This window comes from Pontibacter sp. 13R65 (assembly GCF_047525655.1).
Classification (GTDB): domain Bacteria; phylum Bacteroidota; class Bacteroidia; order Cytophagales; family Hymenobacteraceae; genus Pontibacter.
Genome location: NZ_JBLIQL010000007.1, coordinates 217,672 through 238,124 on the forward strand (window position 1 = coordinate 217,672; position 20,453 = coordinate 238,124).

General features: G+C 46.4%; 15 protein-coding genes and 1 tRNA gene. 10 read left to right on the forward strand and 6 right to left on the reverse strand.

Annotated elements, in window-relative coordinates; genetic code table 11:
• Nucleotides 1–179 precede the first annotated feature (179 nt).
• Complete coding sequence (locus tag ACMA1I_RS11345) at nt 180–632, forward strand: hypothetical protein (protein ID WP_337068450.1); 453 nt, start codon at nt 180–182, stop codon at nt 630–632.
• A gap of 97 nt (nt 633–729) precedes the next feature.
• Here ACMA1I_RS11345 and ACMA1I_RS11350 read toward each other — a convergent pair whose 3' ends face one another.
• Nucleotides 730–2,085, reverse strand: a complete 1,356-nt coding sequence (locus ACMA1I_RS11350; protein ID WP_337068451.1) for a DEAD/DEAH box helicase — start codon at nt 2,083–2,085, stop codon at nt 730–732.
• A gap of 150 nt (nt 2,086–2,235) precedes the next feature.
• Nucleotides 2,236–3,324, reverse strand: coding sequence for an AI-2E family transporter (locus tag ACMA1I_RS11355; RefSeq protein ID WP_337068452.1), 1,089 nt, complete (start codon nt 3,322–3,324; stop codon nt 2,236–2,238).
• A gap of 174 nt (nt 3,325–3,498) precedes the next feature.
• Here ACMA1I_RS11355 and ACMA1I_RS11360 point away from each other — a divergent pair, with 174 nt between their 5' ends.
• The 8 genes from ACMA1I_RS11360 to ACMA1I_RS11395 all read left to right on the forward strand — a co-directional run bounded on the left by ACMA1I_RS11360 (nt 3,499) and on the right by ACMA1I_RS11395 (nt 14,070).
• The gene (locus ACMA1I_RS11360) at nt 3,499–4,833 is read left to right on the forward strand and encodes a dihydroorotase (protein WP_337068453.1); all 1,335 of its coding nucleotides are present in this window, start codon (nt 3,499–3,501) and stop codon (nt 4,831–4,833) included.
• 19 nt (nt 4,834–4,852) lie between these two features.
• Complete coding sequence (locus ACMA1I_RS11365; RefSeq protein WP_337068454.1) at nt 4,853–5,221, forward strand: DUF6980 family protein; 369 nt, start codon at nt 4,853–4,855, stop codon at nt 5,219–5,221.
• Between the two features lie 126 nt (nt 5,222–5,347).
• Nucleotides 5,348–5,424: transfer RNA gene (locus ACMA1I_RS11370), tRNA-His, on the forward strand.
• 106 nt (nt 5,425–5,530) lie between these two features.
• Nucleotides 5,531–6,454 (forward strand): PfkB family carbohydrate kinase, encoded by a 924-nt coding sequence (locus tag ACMA1I_RS11375; RefSeq protein ID WP_337068455.1) that lies wholly within the window; start codon nt 5,531–5,533, stop codon nt 6,452–6,454.
• Between the two features lie 263 nt (nt 6,455–6,717).
• Nucleotides 6,718–6,936: a hypothetical protein gene (locus tag ACMA1I_RS11380; protein WP_337068456.1), complete on the forward strand. Its 219-nt coding sequence runs from the start codon at nt 6,718–6,720 to the stop codon at nt 6,934–6,936.
• Nucleotides 6,937–7,113: 177 nt separating this feature from the next.
• Nucleotides 7,114–9,015: a DNA polymerase III subunit gamma/tau gene (locus tag ACMA1I_RS11385; RefSeq protein ID WP_337068457.1), complete on the forward strand. Its 1,902-nt coding sequence runs from the start codon at nt 7,114–7,116 to the stop codon at nt 9,013–9,015.
• A 439-nt stretch (nt 9,016–9,454) separates the two neighbouring features.
• On the forward strand, nt 9,455–12,418 hold the full coding sequence (locus ACMA1I_RS11390; RefSeq protein WP_337068458.1) for a M16 family metallopeptidase: 2,964 nt from the start codon (nt 9,455–9,457) through the stop codon (nt 12,416–12,418).
• A gap of 374 nt (nt 12,419–12,792) precedes the next feature.
• A complete protein-coding gene (locus tag ACMA1I_RS11395) occupies nt 12,793–14,070 on the forward strand; it encodes an esterase-like activity of phytase family protein (protein WP_337068459.1) in 1,278 nt (425 codons plus the stop codon).
• 238 nt (nt 14,071–14,308) lie between these two features.
• On the opposite strand, the gene ACMA1I_RS11400 is transcribed toward ACMA1I_RS11395, so the two are convergent.
• The 4 genes from ACMA1I_RS11400 to ACMA1I_RS11415 all read right to left on the reverse strand — a co-directional run bounded on the left by ACMA1I_RS11400 (nt 14,309) and on the right by ACMA1I_RS11415 (nt 18,670).
• The gene (locus ACMA1I_RS11400; protein ID WP_337068461.1) at nt 14,309–14,635 is read right to left on the reverse strand and encodes a hypothetical protein; all 327 of its coding nucleotides are present in this window, start codon (nt 14,633–14,635) and stop codon (nt 14,309–14,311) included.
• A gap of 133 nt (nt 14,636–14,768) precedes the next feature.
• On the reverse strand, nt 14,769–15,224 hold the full coding sequence (locus ACMA1I_RS11405) for an N-acetyltransferase (RefSeq protein ID WP_337068462.1): 456 nt from the start codon (nt 15,222–15,224) through the stop codon (nt 14,769–14,771).
• A gap of 261 nt (nt 15,225–15,485) precedes the next feature.
• The gene (locus tag ACMA1I_RS11410) at nt 15,486–16,238 is read right to left on the reverse strand and encodes a hypothetical protein (protein WP_337068463.1); all 753 of its coding nucleotides are present in this window, start codon (nt 16,236–16,238) and stop codon (nt 15,486–15,488) included.
• Between the two features lie 203 nt (nt 16,239–16,441).
• Nucleotides 16,442–18,670 carry an NADP-dependent isocitrate dehydrogenase gene (locus ACMA1I_RS11415; RefSeq protein WP_337068464.1) on the reverse strand — a complete coding sequence of 743 codons (2,229 nt, stop codon included), beginning with the start codon at nt 18,668–18,670 and terminating at the stop codon, nt 16,442–16,444.
• Between the two features lie 490 nt (nt 18,671–19,160).
• Between ACMA1I_RS11415 and ACMA1I_RS11420 the strand changes: the two genes are divergently transcribed.
• Nucleotides 19,161–20,402 carry a geranylgeranyl reductase family protein gene (locus ACMA1I_RS11420; protein ID WP_337068465.1) on the forward strand — a complete coding sequence of 414 codons (1,242 nt, stop codon included), beginning with the start codon at nt 19,161–19,163 and terminating at the stop codon, nt 20,400–20,402.
• Nucleotides 20,403–20,453 lie beyond the last annotated feature (51 nt).

The following is a 20,453-nucleotide window of genomic DNA, read 5'->3' on the forward strand; positions in this document are numbered from 1 at the left end:
TTTCATTTGAATAATTCGTATTGGATTTTAAAATACTGCACCTGCTCCACATAGCAGCAATTTTTAGGGAGTAGAGAATTAGTCGTAAAAATATTTATAGTTTATATTATTATAATTTGCGTATACTTTTAACTAGTGATTATCAGTTATTTAAAAGTGCAATTAGCTAGAAATTAACCGTGTTAGAGGAAATATTGAAATACCTGTCGGTGTACTTGTTAAGCACCGTGAAGTTTTTCGGAGGCCCCGTAGCAGGTATTTCTCTAGGTCTTTCTTACTTTGAAACAGTGTTGCTTACCATTGCTGGCATGATGACCAGCGTAGTGGTGTTTTCATTTCTGGGAAGAAGGGCTGCCAACTGGCTGGTGCGGCGGCGAATAGAAAAGAACAAACCTTTATTTAGTAAAAAAAGCAGAACTATCGTTAAAGTCTGGAATAGCTTCGGAGTTACCGGCATTGCCTTCCTGACCCCCTTGTTGCTGACACCTGTGCTGGGAACAGTGGTGGCGGCCTTATTAGGAGTTCCTAAAAGAAGCATTTTCCTGCACATGCTGTGGAGCGCTATTTTCTGGAGCATTACCCTAACCTTTATGACTTTTAAATTTCAGAAGTTCGTAACCATGCTCTTCTGATTTAGCGTATAGCAGTATAGGCAATTGAAATAACAAAGTTTACTTAGTTGATTAAAAGCGAGGGGCCGGTACTGTTTAGTACCGGCCCCTGCTGCGTTTATCGTTTCTTACTTCCTTTTTTCTTGGTCTTTTGCCAGAAAGATGCTTTCGGGTCTCCCTTGCTTCTGGTGGGCTTGCCTTTTGGAATCGCCTTTTTCTCATGGAAAGCTCCTTTAAAGTCTGGGTTCTCGCGGCGCTTGATGTTGTCGATCTCACGGTCCATTTCCTGCTTCTCTTCAAAAGGCGTTTCGTGCACCTTTACACCTTCTGGCATAGGTGCCTGCGGAATCTGCATGCGAATGATCTTCTCTATCTTCTGCACATGGTACATTTCTACCTCATTGGCAAAGGTAATAGCGGCACCCATATTTTCTGCGCGGCCTGTGCGGCCGATGCGGTGCACGTAATCTTCGTACACAAATGGCACATCAAAATTAATCACGTGGCTCACCAGCGTTACGTCTATGCCCCGGGCTGCCACATCGGTTGCCACTAAAAAGCGTACTTCGCCACTTTTAAAAGCTTCCATGGAATTTATGCGCGTGTTCTGGCCCTTGTTGCCGTGTATGGCGCGCACCTCGCCGTATTCTTTCCGCTCCAGGAACTTGGCCACATTCTCGGCGTTTTTCTTGCTCCTGGTAAAGATGATGACCCGATTAAAATTCTCCTTATCCTGCAGCAGGTACTCTAACATGGCTATTTTGGTGCGTAGGTTAGGCACCTGGTACAGCACCTGGCTCACAGTTTCTACGGGCGTAGCCTGTGGTGTAACCTCCACCCGCATCGGAAACTCCAGAAACTCCTCTGAGAGCAGCACCACCTTGTCGTGCATGGTGGCAGAAAACAGCAGGTTCTGGCGCTTGCGTGGCAATACCTCGAGCAGCTGCCGGATCTGCGGCATAAAGCCCATGTCCATCATTTTGTCGGCCTCGTCGAGCACCAGGGTTTTCAGCTCCTTTAGCACCAGTTCGCCTTTCAGGTAGAGTTCCATCAGGCGTTTGGGTGTGGCTACTATTATATCGATGCCTTTATGTATATTTTCGACCTGTGTTTTTGGGCCGAGTCCACCGTAAATGGCGGTGTAACGAATATCAGTGTATTTCGCCAGCAGCCCTGTATTCTCTTCTATCTGCATAGCCAGTTCCCGTGTAGGAGCCAGTATGAGCGCACGTGGGTGCTTGCCCTGTGCGTATTTTACCTTCATGAGGATAGGCAGCAGGTAAGCCGCTGTTTTTCCGGTGCCGGTTTGGGCTATGCCCATAATGTCGTGACCTGCTGTGATAAGCGGAATGGCCTGTTGCTGAATTGGCGTAGGTTTTTCATAACCAGCTTCTTCAATGGCGTTCAGTAGCTGCTTGTTCAGCTTAAAATCTTCGAATGTAATTGCCTCTTTTTCTGCTTCCTCGTCTGCCATGGTAATAATGTCCTGCTTGTGTTTACCTGCAAAGGTACGGGATTTTTAGGGAAGCTGGTGAAGTGGGAGTTTCTTGCTGAATTAAGATGTAAAAACCTAATAACAATCAGCAACTAGTAAACAACAATTAACTGAATTATTCAAATCAAATTACCCGCCCGGAGCTGATTTTGCGGCATTCTGGACTTGTTCTTCCTCCTCCTCATTCCCCAATATATAGCCATACGGCTGCAGTTTCTCTATATTATCGAAGATCACTTTCAGGATGCCAAGGTACGGTACAAATAGAATCATGCCGGCTATACCCCAGATCATGCTCCCCAGCAGCAGCACTAACAACGTAGCCATAGCACTGAGCTTTATTTTAGAGCCGGTAATGTTTGGCGTTAAAATATAACTTTCGATCTGCTGCACCACCAGGAAAAATATACCCACGCCTACCGGGTACCAGATCGACTCTTTGGTGAGTAAGGCAAACACCACCGGAATAAGGCTGCCGGCCAGAGAACCGATGTATGGAATAATATTGAGCAAACCGGCCAGTAGGCCGAAAAATAAAGCATGTTCTATCCCAATTATCATAAGCCCGGCTGTATTAACCGCAGCCAGAATAGCAACCACCAAAAATACACCTGAAATATAAGAGCTGGCAACACCAGTGATTTTATTTGCAATATCCTGGGCATTAGATCCTTCGCGTTTATGAACCAGTTTCAGTATAAACGTGCGGAGCCTGCGGCGGTATATCAAAAACAGCAGCGTGTAAGTAATTACTACTACAAAATTCAATAGAAAGGAACTGGTAGAAAGGAGAATCGTTTTGGCGTAGCTGCCGGCCATTTGTGTGGCGCCTTCCAGCTGGTTGCGGAAATACTCATTCTGTTTCTCACGCGAGAGGTCAAACTTGTCGGTAGCAAAGCTTCGGGCCCGGTCCAGCTTATCCGTTAGCATTTCTCCAAGTGCAGGCAGGTCGTTGGCCAGGGCAAAAATCTGCGTAATCAGCACCGAAATCAAACCTATCAAGACTATTACCACGGTAAAAACACATATTAGTGCAGCGGCCGCCCTCGATAGTTTCCACTTTTCCATCCGTTGGCAAATGGGCACCAGCAACATGGCAAACAAGCCGCCAATAGCAATAGGAATGAGGTAGGTGCGGCCCAGGTAAAGCAGTCCGAAGAAAAGCAGAAAGCCAAGCAACACCTGGTTGAACCGCTGCAGAGAGGAATGCTGTGCCATATGTAATTATTTATCCTAGCTAGTAATTTATTTATAATGTCTGATGCTATGTACTCTTTAGGTGTTGCATCAGTTACACATATCTTGGAGCTGCTTAGCCTGTTTTGCCTGGCTTTCAGCACAAATCCACTCTCATAGCTGTGGATTAAGCCCGGCATGCTGTATCTTAGCGGCATGAAAGTGATCCTGATAAAAAATGCACAACTCGTAAACGAAGGCACCACTACCACTGCCGACGTACTGGTAAAAGAAGGTCGCATTGCGCAGATAGGGCAACATATCGCAGCCGATGCCGACGAAACCATAGATGGCTCCGGTCTGCATCTGCTGCCCGGCGTTATCGACGACCAGGTGCACTTCAGGGAGCCGGGCCTTACACACAAAGCTACCATTGCCTCTGAGGCTCGGGCTGCTGTGGCAGGCGGCGTTACTTCTTTTATGGAAATGCCCAATACGGTGCCCAATGCCGTAACGCAGGAGCTGCTACAAGATAAGTTTGACATTGCTGCCAATACCTCGCTGGCCAATTTCTCTTTTTTTATGGGAGCGACTAATGACAACCTAGCCGAGGTGATGCTCACCAACCCCAGCACCGTATGTGGCATTAAAATATTTATGGGCTCCTCTACTGGCAATATGCTCGTAGACAATGCCGAAACGCTGGAGCAGATTTTCAAAAAAGCGCTGCTTCCTATTGCCGTGCATTGCGAAGACGAGCAGACCATTCGCGACAACATGGCTATTTATGAGGAAAAGTATGGCGAAGACATTCCGGTAAAATGTCACCCCGAAATCCGTAACGAAGCCGCCTGTTTTAAATCGTCTTTTATGGCGGTAAAGCTGGCGAAGAAGCATAATACGCGCCTGCACATCCTGCACATCTCCACTGAAGAGGAGCTGGCGCTATTCCAGAACGACATTCCACTGCAGGAGAAACGAATTACGGCAGAGGTATGCGTGCATCACCTGTGGTTCGATAAAGAAGATTACGACACGCTGGGAAGCCAGATAAAGTGTAATCCTGCCGTAAAAGAGGCTCGGCATAAAAAAGCACTGCTGCAGGGCCTCCTCAACGACAAGCTCGACATTATTGCCACCGACCATGCCCCCCATACCTGGGAAGAAAAGCAGGGCAAGTATAAAAAAGCTCCCTCTGGCGTGCCACTCGTACAACACTCGCTGCAGCTGATGCTCGAGTTTGTGAAAGAAGGTAAGCTAACACTGGAGAAAGTGGTGGAGAAAATGTGCCATGCGCCTGCCATTCTGTTCAACATTCGGGAGCGTGGCTACATACGCGAAGGATATTGGGCTGATCTGGTGCTGGTTGACCTGAACAAACCCTACACCGTGAGCAAAGACAACATCTTGTACCAGTGTGGTTGGTCGCCTCTGGAAGGCAAAACATTTGCTGCTACTGTTACACATACGCTTGTTTCAGGGCACCTGGCTTTTGCCAATGGCACCTTCGATGAGAGCAAAAAAGGAGAGCGTATGCTGTTCGATCGGTAGTGAGTTCTTACAAATAGACATGGATCTGGAGCGATTTAAAGAGTTACATGCATATTTTTCTCAAAAGGACTTACCAAGAGAAGCTTTGGAATCGGCAGAGTATAATGCCTATTCGGATGCAATGCACGAAAATGAAGACTGCTATAATTGGGCTACAACTGAAAAACTGAAAAAGAAAGGTTTTGACTACCAGAACTATTGTTGCCTGATGATGGCAGATAATGTGGACAGTAGCTTAGATGATAATGGGGAAATACGGTATGGCGCTGTGGATGTTATAATTAATAAATGGGATGAAGGCTTATTTGGAATTCCTATTCATGATGGTGGAACGTCTATGGTACTCATTAACTACTGCCCCTGGTGTGGCGAAAAATTGAAAAAATAAGCTACTTTTAATCAGAGATTTAAAGTAGAATTTGCAAATCAAATTAAAATTCTTGTCAAAAAAAGTGCGACAGGTATTGCATTTACAGCGAACCTGCGTATATTTGCACACTCATTACGAGACACGGTGGTTGTAGCTCAGTCGGTTAGAGCACCAGATTGTGATTCTGGGGGTCGTGGGTTCGAGCCCCATCTTCCACCCCAAGCCCTTGAAGCAGAAACTTCAAGGGCTTTTTATTTTTTTGCTAAATTGCTGCCTTGTTAAATTGTGGTTCAACCGTTTAACAAGTAAACCATTCAACATTAAAAAATGAGCTTATTAGTAGTTGGATCCATGGCGTTTGATGCTCTGGAAACGCCATTCGGAAAAACAGATAAGATTATTGGAGGTGCTGCTACGTACGCAGCCTTATCGGCCTCTTACTTTGTAAATCCTGTAAATGTGGTGTCGGTAGTAGGTGGTGATTTTGATCAGGAGCACATCCAGCTGATGCACAAGCGTGGCGTAAACACTGATGGCGTGCAGGTAAAGGAAAATGAGAAATCTTTCTTCTGGTCTGGCCGCTACTTTAACGATATGAACAGCCGCGAAACCTTGGTGACAGAGCTGAACGTGCTGGCCAATTTTGATCCGGTAGTGCCTGCAAGCTACCAGGGCTGCGAGTTCCTGATGCTGGGCAACCTTGCCCCGCAGGTGCAGCGTACTGTAATTGAGCGCCTGGAGCAGCGCCCGAAGCTGATTATCATGGACACCATGAACTTCTGGATGGACATTGCCCTGGAAGAACTGAAGCAAACCATCGCCCTGGTAGATGTGCTTTCTATAAACGATGAGGAGGCGCGGCAGTTAAGTAGCGATTATGCTTTGGCTAAGGCTGCTAAAAAGATTATGGCAATGGGGCCTAAGTACCTGATCATTAAAAAAGGAGAGCACGGAGCGCTACTGTTTCACAAGGATAAAGTGTTTTTTGCGCCAGCGCTTCCGCTGGAAGAAGTATTTGACCCAACCGGAGCTGGCGACACCTTTGCAGGTGGCTTTGCCGGTTACCTGGCCAGCACCAACAACATCAGTTTCGAAAGTATGAAGCGTGCCGTTATCCATGGTTCTGCTTTGGCTTCTTTCTGCGTAGAAAAATTCGGAACCGAGCGAATCATCAACCTGAGCCAAGAAGAGATACAGCAGCGCGTACAGCAGTTTGTAAACCTGGTGGCTTTTGATACAGAATTGGCTTAGGCTGCGCCAAATTAGAAATTAGAAGTTATAAATGGTCATGGTCAGCCCTTGCGGCCTGTTTCGACCCTAAGCCCTTCCAGCAGCAAAAAGCCTCTGGAAGGGCTTTTTCATTAGAATAAATTCAGAAAAAAATATCTTGGTATTGCTGAAACCTAATAAATCCTTGGGGTATGGACCCTATATAAAGATTCAGATAAAAAAGTCTTTGTAACCATCTCCCTTCCGGAAGTGTAAAAGAAGGTACACTAAAGATAGAAAAGACTATGAGCGAGGATAAAGATAAAAACAAAGAAAGATTACAGAAACAGTCTGAAAAGCAAGTGACTGGCCAGACAGAGAACAAGCGCCAACAGGAAGGCTTTACTGACCAGGTAGCCATAGACCCTTCTCAGAAAATACAACAGGCCGACGACGCAAAGGTGCAGAACCCGAATCGGAACTTAGCCCAAGGCGGTAACAACATGCCTTACAAGAAAAAATAGTATACAATTATATATGCTTCAACCGAAAGAGGGGCTGTCTGCAAAGGCAGCCTCTCTTTTGCTTTTAATACAGCTTTGGCTCCTCTTATCCACATCGCTTTTGGTGGATAACTCTCTGGAAAACTACTGGATAAAAAGCCCTCCCATCTCAGCTTCAGATTGATTATATTTGTAGTAATGGAAAATTTTGTAGTATCAGCGCGTAAATACCGTCCGGCCACGTTCGACAGCGTGGTGGGGCAACACCATATAACCAACACCCTCAAAAATGCCATCAGCAGCAACCATTTGGCGCAGGCATTTCTTTTCTGTGGGCCGAGAGGGGTGGGCAAAACCACCTGCGCACGTATTTTAGCCAAAACCATTAACTGCCAGAACATCACGCCCGAAGCCGAAGCCTGCAACGAGTGTGAGTCCTGCCGCAGCTTTAACAACAACAGCTCCTTTAACATACACGAGCTCGATGCAGCTTCTAACAACTCTGTGGAGGACATCCGGAACCTGGTGGAGCAGGTGCGGTATGCGCCACAGTCGGGCAAGTACAAGATCTATATCATAGATGAGGTGCACATGCTCTCGAACCAGGCGTTCAACGCCTTTCTGAAGACGCTGGAGGAGCCGCCATCTTACGCCATTTTTATTCTGGCCACCACCGAGCGGCACAAGATTATTCCTACCATTCTGTCGCGCTGCCAGATTTTTGACTTTAACCGTATCCGGATCGAGGACATGGTGCGGCACCTCGGTAATATTGCCAGCAAGGAGAATATACAAGCCGAACCGGACGCGCTGCACCTGATCTCGCAAAAAGCCGATGGTGCCTTGCGCGACGCGCTATCCATTTTCGACCAAATGGTGACGTTTTCGGGTAGCAATATTACCTACCGCGCCACTGTTGATAACCTGCACATTCTCGACTACGATTATTATATGCGCCTCACCGATTTTCTGCTCACGCAGAACCTGTCTGGCTCGCTGCTGCTCTTTGACGAGATTCTGAAGAACGGTTTCGATGCGCACAACTTCCTGATCGGGATTGGCGAGCACTTCCGTAGCTTGCTCGTTTGTAAAGATGCTGCTACAGTGCAGTTGCTGGAGGTATCGGATAATGTAAAGGCCAAGTATGCTGATCAGTCGGCAAGGGCTTCGGTGTCGTTTCTGCTGTCGGGCCTGAACCTAGTGAGCACCTGCGACATGCACTACAAGAGCAGCAAAAACCAGCGCCTGCACGTGGAACTGTGCCTCATGAAAATGGCGCATCTGAATGCAGCACTCAGCTTTGCCCAAGAGGGAGCAGTAAACGGCGCAGCGACAAAAAAAGCTAATGTAGCGGCTCCGGCACCGGCCTCTACTGCAACACCAGGTGCCGCCCCTGTGCCTTCTGCGCAGCTGCAGCAGCCGGTGGCAGGTTCTGTGCCTTCAGCGGCTATGCAGCAGCCATCGCAGCCGCAGCCAACTCCGGCACCTGTGCCATCTGCTGGTTTGCAACAGCCACCACAGCCGCAGCAGGTAACCCCCGATGCGCACCTGGCTCCACCACAGGCAGCTACAGCGCCTCCAGTAGCAGCCATGCAGCGCCCATCGGTGCCGGTGCCGCCGCAAAAGAAGCTGAGCAAAATTCCTAGTCTGAAAGATCTGCAGCAGCAAACCCAAAACCCTGTTGCTGCCGTGGCTACTGCCGAGGAGGAGGAAGAGGTATATAAGGGTGCCATTGCGCCTGTGGACCCAGCTAAACTGCGCTCAGTGTGGGCCGATATTCTACGCCGAAAGAAGTCGGAGAACATGATGGAGTTTACGCTCCTGAACCGCCCCTACCACATCAGCGACGAGAACGAGGTGCTGCTGCATGTAGAGAACCCTGTGCTGATAGATCAGTTTGCCAGCGTGCGTCCCGGCTTGCTGCAGGAGCTGAAGGAGCGTCTGCAGAACCGCAGCATAAAGCTGCGCGCTGAGGTAATGGAGGTGCAGGACGAAGGCAGAAAACTGTACACCTCGCAGGATAAGTTTAATTACTTGGCCGAGAAATTCCCGATACTCGTCGATATAAAACAGCGTTTCGGCTTAGACACAGATTTTTAGTTCCGGAAAAGTTTATATTTGCTTAGAGGCTGTGCCTGGTTGAGGAATTTTGAAAGAGTGGATAAGTGATTGGGAGAATGTCTGTAATTATCATTCTACAAACTCTTGGGGTAAGGGCCAAAAAATAGAAATTATGACAGTTTTAGCCTTAGAACGCGCGGCTAATTTTTACCCTTAGCATAATTAGCAAAGAATACCTCCGGAAGGCCGTTTTCATCTGAATAATTTCTGAATCATAGATTGAATTGTATTATGCAGATTGCACGGAATTTAGGATTCTAGTTTTTCCAATCTGTGAAATTCTTTCATCCGTCTAATCCATGATTCAGACAAACGCTCAGACGTTCGCAGGAGCTGCGCACACTGCGAGGTCTTTTCTGTGCTAGCATCTATTATCTAACATCTAGTATCTAACTTCAAGCACCTAACATCTATACTCATGAAAAAAGGAATGTCCTTGTTCCTGATTGCGTTAGCCTTCACGTTTACGCAATGTAAGACCGAAGCCTACCAGTCGCAGTCTGCTGCTGACGCGGCCACTGCAATTGCTGCACCGGCCGAGAAAGAATATAAATACGAAACTGCTCCCAACGACCCGCTAAACGCCCGCATCTATACCCTAGATAACGGCTTGAAAGTGTACCTGACGGATTACGAAGACGCACCGCGCATCCAGACTTATATTGCTGTTAAGGCGGGCAGCAAAAACGACCCGGCCGATGCCACTGGTCTGGCGCACTACCTGGAGCACATGGTGTTTAAAGGCACTACCCAGCTGGGCACACAGAACTGGGAGAAGGAAAAAGCGGAGCTGGATAAGATTGAGGCGCTGTATGAGCAGCACCGTAATACCACCGATCCGGCTGCTCGCAAAAAAATCTACCACCAGATAGACAGCATTTCTGGCGTTGCAGCCACTTTTGCCGTTGCCAACGAGTACGATAAAATATTAGGAGCCATAGGAGCCAAAGGTACTAATGCCTACACCTCTGTAGAGCAAACAGTGTACACCAACGACATTCCGGCTAACCAGTTGGAGCGTTGGGTGGCGCTGGAGGCAGATCGCTTTGGTGAGCTGGTGCCGCGCCTGTTCCACACGGAACTGGAGGCAGTATACGAAGAGAAAAACCGCTCCCTCGACAATGATGGATGGAAAATGTACGAAGCGCTCAACTCTGGCTTGTTCCAGGAGCACCAGTACGGCACCCAGACTACCATCGGCACCATCGAGCACCTTAAAAATCCCTCTATTACCGAAATCAAAAAGTACTTCGACCAGTACTACGTGCCGAATAACATGGCTGTAGCGCTGAGCGGCGACATCGATTTTGACGAAACGATACGTGTTATAGACAAGCACTTTGGCAAACTGAAAAATAAGCCAGTGCCTGCTTTTACCGTAGCTCAGGAAAAACCTATTGCGCAGCCCATTGTGAAGGAGGTGAAAGGTCCAAGTGCGGAGTCTATCGCTATTGGTTACCGTTTCCCCGGCATGAACTCCCGCGATGCGCTGGTGCTGAGCATGATCAGTAATATTCTGTACAACGGACAGGCCGGACTCATAGACCTGAACCTGAACCAACAGCAAAAGGTGCTGCAGGCTTATGGCTACGACAACCAGATGAAAGACTATTCTGTTTTCAGGTTGGGTGGTTCGCCACGGCAGGGCCAGAGCCTCGATGAGGTGAAAAAGCTTTTACTGGCTCAAGTGGAGATGGTAAAGCAAGGTAAGTTTGATGACTGGCTTATTCCGGCTGTCGTGAATGATTACAAAATTACCCTGATGCAGGAGTATGAAAACAACAATAGCCGGGCAGATGCCTTTGTTACGGCCTTTGTGAACGACATCGACTGGAAAAGGTATGTTAACCGCCCGGAGGAATTTGCTAAAATTACGAAGCAGGATGTAATGGAAGTGGCCAACAAATACCTCAACGACAACTATGTGCTCGTATACAAACGCACCGACAAAAATGCCGAGGTTGCCAAGGTAGAGAAACCGACCATTACACCGGTGCCTGTTAACCGCGATGCGCAATCGGCCTACTACAAAACCTTCATGGCAGAAGATGCGCCTGCACTGTCGCCTGTTTTTGTGGACTACAAAGCCGACATAAAAGAGGCAAAGCTGAAGAACGATATTCCGCTGCTCTACACCCAGAACAAGGAAAATGGTTTGTTCCAGCTCTACTACATCCTGGACATGGGTACCAACAACGATCCGAAGCTGGGCATGGCCGTAAATTACCTGCGCTACCTGGGCAACGACAAGTTCAGTGCGGAAGAGCTGAAGAAGGAGTTTTTCAAGCTCGGCACTTCCTTTAACGTGTCTACTTCCGGCGATCAGGTGTATGTAACACTCTCAGGATTAGATGAGAACTTTGAACAAGCGCTGGCACTGTTCGAAAACACGCTGCAAAACCCAAAACCAGACAAAGCTGCTCTGGATGACATGGTGGCCGGAATGCTTAAGTCCCGTGCCGATGCCAAGCTCAACAAGAGCGTGATTCTGAACCAGGCGCTGGTAAACTTTGCTAAATATGGCTCAAAAAATCCTTTCACAACCAATCTTTCCGAAAAGCAGCTGAAAGCTGTGAAACCGCAGGAACTGGTAACTATTATCAAGAGCATCCCGACTTATGAGCACCGTGTGCTGTACTATGGTCCACGTGAAACAAATGACTTGGTAGCTGCTCTTAACACCGGCCACCAGGTACCTGCGAAGCTGAAGCCTGTACCTGCCGAAAAAGAATTTGCGGAGCTGGAGATTAAGCAGCCGGCAGTATACTGGGTAGATTACAACATGGTGCAGGCGGAGATGCTGTTCCTTACCAAATCGCTGCCTTACGACAAGACTATGGTGCCAACAGCACGCCTCTACAACGAGTATTTTGGCGGTGGCATGTCGTCAATTGTATTCCAGGAGCTGCGGGAATCTAAGGCCTTGGCTTACTCTGCTTACTCTGCCTATAGCCTGGCCTCTAAAAAAGATCGCTCTAATTATAACCTGTCGTACATCGGAACGCAGGCCGATAAGCTGCCAGAAGCCATGGTGGGGATGCAGGAACTGCTTACCAACATGCCACTGGCCGACGAAAATTTTGCCATTGCTAAAGCCTCCTTGCGCAACAGCATTTCTTCGGAGCGAATCACCAAATCGTCTATTTTGTTCGACTACGAGCGGGCCAAGCGCCTCGGCCTCGACTATGACATTCGCCGCGATGTGTACGAGAGCGCTAACAGCCTAACTTTCTCACAGCTGCAGGAGTTTCAGCAGAAGTTTATCAAAGGTCAGCCACAAGCCATTCTGGTAATTGGCTCAAAAGACCGCCTGAACTTTAAAGAGCTGGCAAAGTATGGCAAAGTAAAACAGCTGCAACTCGAAGAGATTTTCGGCTACTAACAGCTCCGGAAGGGCAAAATCATTAGCATAATTTATTATTGATAAGAAGAGGCAGCCGAAATTGGCTGCCTCTTTTGTTACGGCTGTTTTTGGTTTTGAATTATTTAAATGAAAATGGACTTCAGAAGGCATTTTCAGCATTTCATGGTTTAGGCCTGATGCAGGTGTGAGCTTGTAGCTCGTACCTTGTTTATAATTTCTAGGGAGAAAATGCACCCGCACCAGATAGAGGTGCTTGGCCTAAATGCATTAAGGTTGTAAAATAGCTTTTTTGCTGATTATATTAACATATGGTAATATAGACTTCATTAGGTGCTAATATTAAAGAAATGTTCCTGCAGTAGTTTTGAAGGCTCTAAATGCATTAAAAACAAATGATGAAGAACATTTTACTACTTACTTTTTGTGCTGTAGGTCTGTTCAGCGCCTGTAAGAACGATAACGAAGAACCTGTAAAGTTTGTGGTACCCGAACTCAGTAATGCAGGGGCTGCCATTCCTTATACCGTTTTAAGTACCGAAAATAATACCAGCATCCGAAACGGAGGCTTTGGCTCAGCTGCTGTTGCGCATCCTACACATGCCGGCGAATTTTACGCTTTAACGGATCGTGGCCCGAATGCCGACGCTACGGGAGGTAAATATTTCCCAGTGCCTGATTATACTCCCCGGATAGGGCACTTTAGGTTAAAGAGCGATGGCACTATTGAAAAGCTGGGAGAGATACTTTTAAAAGATCCATCCGGGAAGAATATCAGCGGACGCCCTAACCCGGCTGGCAAAGGAGCTACAGGCGAAATTCCGTACGACCTGAACAACAACGTGCTGGCCTATGATGATTACGGACTTGACCCGGAGGGATTGGTGGCCATGAAAGATGGCACCTTTTGGGTATCAGATGAGTATGGGCCTCATATTGTACACGTTGCGGCTGATGGGAAAGAGATTGAGCGCATAAGCCCGCTGAACTTACAAACAGGCAATAGAAAATTGCCTGCCGTATTCGAAAAAAGATGGGCAAACAGGGGCATGGAAGGTTTGGCCATCACGCCCAACGAAAAAACACTTGTTGGTATTATGCAGTCCAGGCTTTACAACCCTTCAAACGCTGCTGCCATAAACAAAACACTCACCCGCCTTGTAACCTTTGATATTGCAACTGGCCAAACCAAGCAGTACCTGTACAGGCAGGAACTGAACGACAACTCTAACTCAGAAATAACTGCCCTTAGCAGTACAGCGTTTTTAGTGGTGGAGCGGGATCAGAAATTCAGTGCAGACGGTAGCGTTATGAAGCACATCTATAAGATTGATATTTCGGAAGCGACCGATGTTTCAGGTGACTTTAATGCTATAAACGGGATGCTTATAAACGACAAAGCACTGGAAGCAAATACCTGGGAAGAACTGGCCGCTGCCAACATTAAACCTGTAAAGAAAGCACTGGCTGTGGATTTGATGTCGGCCTTGGGCAACTACCCACACGACAAGTTGGAAGGCATGTGGCTCATAAATCAGAATACGTTAGGTGTTATCAACGATGATGATTTTGCTATTTGGTCTGATCCTACAACTAAAATTAAACAAAAAACTTTGTCGCCAACTAAAGGCACTCAGGTAGATGGTAATACTTTATATATTGTAAAATTCTAAACTCTCTCTTTTAGCCCCAACAGTAATCAGTCCGGTTCTGCTCGTTTCTCTGGAAGGCGCTCAGAACCGGATTTTATTATTTCAAAGGTTAGGATAAAGGGATTGGCTTTTATGGTGTTGGAGAAGTGTGAATGAGGGAAATAACTACTGTACTTTTATGATACAAGTTTGATGCATGGGTACAAGCTATAAGCTCGCACCAGCGGGTGACGGTTAATTCTAATGTTCAAGGCCCCGTCTAATTCTTGATTTTGCCAAGTGTCAAGTAGGCTTCTTCTTCCATTTTGTTCCAAGGCTGGCTTAAGAAAGGATATAGGTTTAAGTAGGTAACGCTAAATACAGAAGCAAACAGTGAAAGTATTTTTGAGGTAAATGTACCTTCAATTGTTACTACATTTTCATGAGCGAGAATTTTTGTACTTAAGAAACGAGACTTCTTAATCAGGATATGAATGTTTTTATTATCCTCACTTACCTTGCATGAAAAAGAGCCTGAAATTTCATTCTGAAGCAAGTGAAGTAAGTCTTCACTCTTAGGTAGAATTTGTAAAGTGATTGTCTTCATATCCTTATTTTTAATTCTGGAAACAAAACGTTAAAGCATCAATAGTATAGCTTTAGTTGAAATTTACACTTCTTATATAAAAATTGTTTTCTTTATTTAAAAATTTAAAGCTGAAGTAAGTGAACGATATGGGCTACAAGGTTACTCCAGTGTGGGCAGGGTTTTTCCTCCATTCCATCAGAAACTCTAATTCTCCTGTTTCTTTATCTTTATTTTCAGATACAATATTGAAACATTGACTTTGATAGAATTCTATGCTCTTAATATTTTTCTTAAATACTTTGAGATGAATAACTGTCCGTTTACCTTTTATAAAGTTCAATAGTGTTTTTCCTATTCCTTTTCCTTGAAGCTTATTGTCGACAAAAAGTGCCGCTAAATAATTCTCAGCCATAGCAATGAAACCTACAATTTTATCATCTTCTATTGAAACGTATGTTTCTGAGGTTGGCAAATAGATAGTAGCCATTGCTTCTTTATTGTTTCTCCAGTAAGCTGCCGGCACAAAAGGATGTGCCGTCACTGAAACTTTATACCAAAGCTCTACAGTAGGCTCAATATCTTTTGCCTCTAATTTTTTAATTTCCATGATCTTTACCCTGTGCAGCTACTTGAGTTTCTGAATTATTTAAATGAAAATAGCCTTCCAGAGGCTTTTTCATGCTTTTATGACTTAGGTGTGATGCTCAATCGATCTTGTAGCTTCGTACCTCTTCCTTTAATTTTAGAGGATTAGAGATACGAGCTACAAGCTCGCACCAGCGGGGGAATTATACCTTCATGTCCCGGTATTGGTTTTCGTGCTGGTGTGGAAGAGGCATTGGTCAGTAAACCTTACTCGTAGCCAATTTTATTTAATTGTTAATCTCAAATAAGAGAAATCATCCTGTTTTGGCTCGCCTTGAAGTAATGCATATTTTTTCATTGGAATCATCTTTATGATGATAAACCTTGAAGATTCCCAATACATTTCGAAAGGCTCCCATTCCTGCTGTTCAATCTCAATATATTGCTCTATGGTTTTTGTCCTACCCTGTTCAGCTACCTTCCAAACCTGTATTCCGTTCGGTGATGGTTCCATAGCAGTGGGTAAAGAGACATTAGCCAAGTATCTCTTGTCTGGTGAGACAATCGGTTCAGTCCAGGTTGTTGCCATTATCTCCCCTGTATCTATGTCGACAAGGTAAGTCTGATAGTCTTTGTAGGAAGTGCCTGCCACAAGGTATTTGTTTATATCTTTATTCCGACCTAAATATCTATACTCTCTAGTTTTAGGGTGATTTGTATTTAGCAGCGTATCTCTAAAAACCTCTAATGGTTTCCACTTCCCACTTATTTTTAGATTGATCACACCATTAACCTTGCGCGCATCATCTTTGCCCATGCTGAAGCCAATGTCTTTGTTCGCAGCCGCTTTACTGAAGTCTTCTGCGTTTGCTTCCACTAGAGCATACAAAGTAGATTGCCCGTAATTTTCTTCTCCGGCTCCACCTTGCTTTGTGCCTTCAAAAGTGGATGCTTCATTTGTAGAAGGCTGTTCTTCATTTTGACTGCTGCAACCCAATGTCAGCAGGATTAACGGCATAAGAAAGGTCCTTTTCATTGAATTATGATTCTGGCTGGCAAACGGATATCAATACTAAACATACAAATTTTGTTGATTTCAACAGATAATGGTGGATAAGTAAATAATAGAGCTACTGTTCAAACAAAAGGCTGGTACAGCTTCACCCATACTATATCCTCACAACAAAAACGGCTGCCTGAGTTTCCTCAGGCAGCCGTTTATACATTATCAGCTTCTAATTAGAAATTCGCTAGAGCAGCATTCAGCGTTTCGCTTGGTCGCATGGCTTTTTCAGCTTTTTCAACATCTGGGTGGTAGTAGCCGCCTAACTCTACTGGTTTGCCTTGAGCAGAGATCAGTTCATCTACAATTTTGCCTTCGTTCTCGGTTAGTTCGTTGGCAAGTTTGGTGAATCTGTCTTTTAACTCCTGGTTTTTGGTTTGCTCGGCCAGTGCCTGTGCCCAGTACAGCGCCAGGTAGAAGTGGCTTCCGCGGTTGTCGATCTGGCCTACTTTACGGGCTGGCGACTTATCGTTTTCCAGGAACTTGCTGTTGGCCTGGTTTAGGGCTTCTGCTAATACCTCGGCTTTTTCGTTTTTGGTTTTGTAAGCCAGGTCTTCCAAAGAAACAGCCAGTGCCAGGAACTCACCCAAAGAATCCCAACGCAGGTAGTTTTCTTCTACGAACTGCTGCACGTGCTTAGGGGCTGAACCACCGGCACCTGTCTCAAACAAGCCACCTCCATCAAGCAATGGCACAATAGAAAGCATTTTAGCGCTGGTGCCAAGCTCCAGAATCGGGAACAAGTCAGTAAGGTAATCGCGGAGTACGTTACCGGTTACAGAAATAGTGTCTTTACCCGCTTTAGCACGCTCACAAGTGTAGCGCATGGCTTCTACAGGCGACATGATTTTAATTTCCAGGCCATTGGTATCGTGGTCCTGCAGGTAACGCTCTACTTTTTTAATCAGGTTAGCATCGTGTGCTCTTTGCGGATCGAGCCAGAAAATAGCAGGCGTGTTGGTAATGCGGGCTCTGGTAACGGCCAGCTTCACCCAGTCCTGAATAGGCAGGTCTTTGGTCTGGCACATTCTAAAGATATCGCCTTCCTTCACTTTATGCTCCATTAAGGAGTTGCCAGCAGCATCTACTACACGTACAGTACCGCTCTCCGTCATCTGGAACGTTTTGTCGTGTGAGCCATACTCCTCTGCTTTCTGTGCCATCAGGCCAATGTTTGGCACTGTGCCCATGGTTGTTACATCAAAAGCGCCGTTCTCTTTGTGGAACTTAATCACTTCCTGGTAAATACCCGCATAAGAACGGTCCGGGATAATGGCTTTGGTGTCGTGCAGTTTGCCATCGGCTCCCCACATTTTACCGGAAGAGCGAATAGCAGCCGGCATAGAGGCATCAATAATTACATCGCTTGGTACGTGAAGGTTTGTAATGCCTTTGTCAGAATCTACCATGGCAAGCGCAGGACCGTTTTCTTTGGCAGCGTTTAAGTCTGCTTCTATGGCGGCACGCTGATCTTCTGGTAAGTTTTTGATTTTCGCATATACATCACCCAGGCCATTGCTGGCATCTACACCCAGTTCTTTGAACACGGCAGCGTGTTTCTCAAATACATCTTTGAAGAAAACAGTAACCGCATGTCCGAACATAATAGGGTCCGATACCTTCATCATAGTGGCCTTCAGGTGGAGGGAGAGCAGCACGCCAGAGGCTTTGGCATCCGCAATTTCTTTTTCGAAGAAGGCGCGTAACGCTTTTTTGCTCATCACAGAAGAGTCTATTACCTCGCCTGCTTTCAGCTTTAAGCCTTCTTTTAAAGTTTTTGTGCTTCCGTCGGTTCCAACAAATTCAATCTTCACTTCGCCAGCCTCTTCTAATACCACCGATTGCTCTGTGCCGTAGAAGTCGCCGTCGGTCATGTGGGCTACATGTGTTTTGGAGTCAGATGTCCAGGCACCCATAGAGTGTGGGTTCTTTTTAGCGTACTGCTTTACAGCCTCTGCCACTCTGCGATCGGAGTTTCCTTCTCTCAGAACTGGGTTCACGGCGCTGCCTAATACTTTGGCATAACGGGCTTTTGCTTCTTTCTCAGCATCAGTTTTAGGGTCTGCCGGGTAATCCGGAATATTGTAGCCCTGGCCCTGCAGCTCTTTTATAGCAGCTGTTAATTGCGGAATAGAGGCGCTGATATTTGGAAGTTTAATGATGTTGGCCTCCGGTGTTTTGGCAAGTTCGCCCAGGTAAGCCAGTTCATCGTTTACTTTTTGGCTATCGGTCAGGTTCTCCGGGAAATTGGCCAGAATTCTGCCAGCAAGGGAAATGTCTCTTGTTTCAACAGCAATATCAGCCGCCTGCGTGAACGTTTTCACGATGGGCAAAAAAGAATACGTTGCCAGAGCAGGAGCTTCGTCGGTTATAGTGTAAGCAATTTTCGCTGTTTTTGTTGTCATGTTGTTCTCTTAGTTTAAGTTATAGTACCGCAATAAGCGGTTACTATAGTTTATAATCGCAAATTTAAGATTTATAATTGTCTAAGCCAGGTTTCTGCAAGATTATCATTGCCATTGAAGCTTCCTTCAAAAATTGCTAACGAAGCTGTCTGAAACTCAAAAAAACGTTGTTCTAAAACCTAAAGTCAGGCCCTGCTATTTAAAATACAAAGCCGGAGACTTATAACTGTTTGTTTAGATGGCAAATATAAGAGTCTTTTTAATATAGGCTAACCAAAACGCGGGCTTTCTGCGGGAGCAGGGGTAGTCTGGCCTATGGCTGCCACTTGTAAAGCCACAGATATTTTCTAATTTCAGCGACCATACCGTAGAGACAGGCTAAACTGATTTTCTATCTGGCTGAAGTCTAATTGGCGGCAGTTGAATAAAGTGCGGATACAGCTATTTCTAATTTTGAATTTCTAATTTTTTATTTGGCGCAGCCTTGCTTATGCAGGAAGTAGACATTTGTATTGTAGGTGCTGGACCCGGAGGCGCAACCGCTGCCTTGCACCTGGCACAGAAAGGCATTCAGTCTGTATTGATAGATAAGGCAGTTTTTCCGCGCGATAAAATTTGTGGCGATGCTTTGAGCGGTAAAGTAGTTAACGAGCTGAAGCGAATCTCACAGGAGCTGCCCGACTTGCTGCGACAGGAGCAAAGTCAGCTGCCTTCGTGGGGCATCCATTTTATATCGCCGGGCGGGCACCAACTTAGCGTGCCTTTTAAACTCAACTACAACACAGCTGCTCATACTCCTGCCGGGCACATCCTCAAGCGCCTGGATTTTGATAATTTCCTAATAAGCGAAGTAAAGAAGCGGCCGGAGATCACGCTGCTGGAAGGCGTAGACATTAATTCGATTCAGGAACAGGAGGGGCGGCATGTGCTAATAGATAGAAGCGGAAAAGTACAGCTAAGCGCGAAGCTGCTGATACCTGCGAATGGTGCTCACTCTGCTTTTGCCCGTCACACGGCCGGCATACAGCAGGAGCCGGCGCATTACTGTGCCGGTTTGCGCGCTTACTATAAAGGAGTGGCCGGTCTGGACAAAGACAACTTTATAGAGCTACACTTCCTGAAAGATTTTCTGCCGGGTTATTTCTGGATTTTCCCGCTGCCTAACGGCCGCGCCAATGTGGGGGTAGGTATGTTGAGCAACGAGGTGAGCCGCCGCAAAATAAACCTGAAGAAAGAGATGTTGCGGATGATCGAAACGCACCCGGCACTCAAAGATCGTTTTGCAGGTGCAGAGCCGGTAGGTGATATTAAAGGTTACGGTCTGCCTCTGGGAAGCAAAAAGCGTGTGATCTCGGGTAAAGGCTATATGCTGGTAGGAGATGCCGCTTCGCTCATAGATCCGTTTACGGGCGAAGGCATCAGCAATGCCATGATCAGCGGGCGATGGGCAGCGGAGCAGGCGGCGCTTTGTTTGCAGCAACAAAACTTCTCGGCAGAATTTATGCTGGGCTACGACAAAGCTGTATACAACCGCCTCTGGAAAGAGCTGAAGCTGAGCCGCCAGATGCAAAAACTGCTGCACTATCCCTGGCTCTTCGACCAGGTAGCAGCCAAAGCCTCCAAAAACGCCACCCTCGCCGAAACCATCTCCTGCATGTTCAACGACCTGGACCTGCGCGAACGCCTCCGCCAGCCGTCTTTCTACCTGAAGCTGCTGTTTAATCAAGGTTGATTTCTGATTATTCTAATGGTTTTGCCCTTCCGGAGACCTTTCTGGCTGGAA

Excerpts from the sequence above, each read along its gene's own strand:
- ACMA1I_RS11350 (WP_337068451.1), bottom strand. The coding sequence starts at position 2,085 with ATGGCAGACGAGGAAGCAGAAAAAGAGGCAATTACATTCGAAGATTTT.
- ACMA1I_RS11400 (WP_337068461.1), bottom strand. The coding sequence starts at position 14,635 with ATGAAGACAATCACTTTACAAATTCTACCTAAGAGTGAAGACTTACTT.
- ACMA1I_RS11365 (WP_337068454.1), top strand. The coding sequence starts at position 4,853 with ATGGATCTGGAGCGATTTAAAGAGTTACATGCATATTTTTCTCAAAAG.
- ACMA1I_RS11420 (WP_337068465.1), top strand. The coding sequence starts at position 19,161 with ATGCAGGAAGTAGACATTTGTATTGTAGGTGCTGGACCCGGAGGCGCA.
- ACMA1I_RS11390 (WP_337068458.1), top strand. The coding sequence starts at position 9,455 with ATGAAAAAAGGAATGTCCTTGTTCCTGATTGCGTTAGCCTTCACGTTT.
- ACMA1I_RS11355 (WP_337068452.1), bottom strand. The coding sequence starts at position 3,324 with ATGGCACAGCATTCCTCTCTGCAGCGGTTCAACCAGGTGTTGCTTGGC.
- ACMA1I_RS11410 (WP_337068463.1), bottom strand. The coding sequence starts at position 16,238 with ATGAAAAGGACCTTTCTTATGCCGTTAATCCTGCTGACATTGGGTTGC.
- ACMA1I_RS11415 (WP_337068464.1), bottom strand. The coding sequence starts at position 18,670 with ATGACAACAAAAACAGCGAAAATTGCTTACACTATAACCGACGAAGCT.
- ACMA1I_RS11405 (WP_337068462.1), bottom strand. The coding sequence starts at position 15,224 with ATGGAAATTAAAAAATTAGAGGCAAAAGATATTGAGCCTACTGTAGAG.
- ACMA1I_RS11380 (WP_337068456.1), top strand. The coding sequence starts at position 6,718 with ATGAGCGAGGATAAAGATAAAAACAAAGAAAGATTACAGAAACAGTCT.
- ACMA1I_RS11360 (WP_337068453.1), top strand. The coding sequence starts at position 3,499 with ATGAAAGTGATCCTGATAAAAAATGCACAACTCGTAAACGAAGGCACC.
- ACMA1I_RS11385 (WP_337068457.1), top strand. The coding sequence starts at position 7,114 with ATGGAAAATTTTGTAGTATCAGCGCGTAAATACCGTCCGGCCACGTTC.
- ACMA1I_RS11395 (WP_337068459.1), top strand. The coding sequence starts at position 12,793 with ATGATGAAGAACATTTTACTACTTACTTTTTGTGCTGTAGGTCTGTTC.
- ACMA1I_RS11375 (WP_337068455.1), top strand. The coding sequence starts at position 5,531 with ATGAGCTTATTAGTAGTTGGATCCATGGCGTTTGATGCTCTGGAAACG.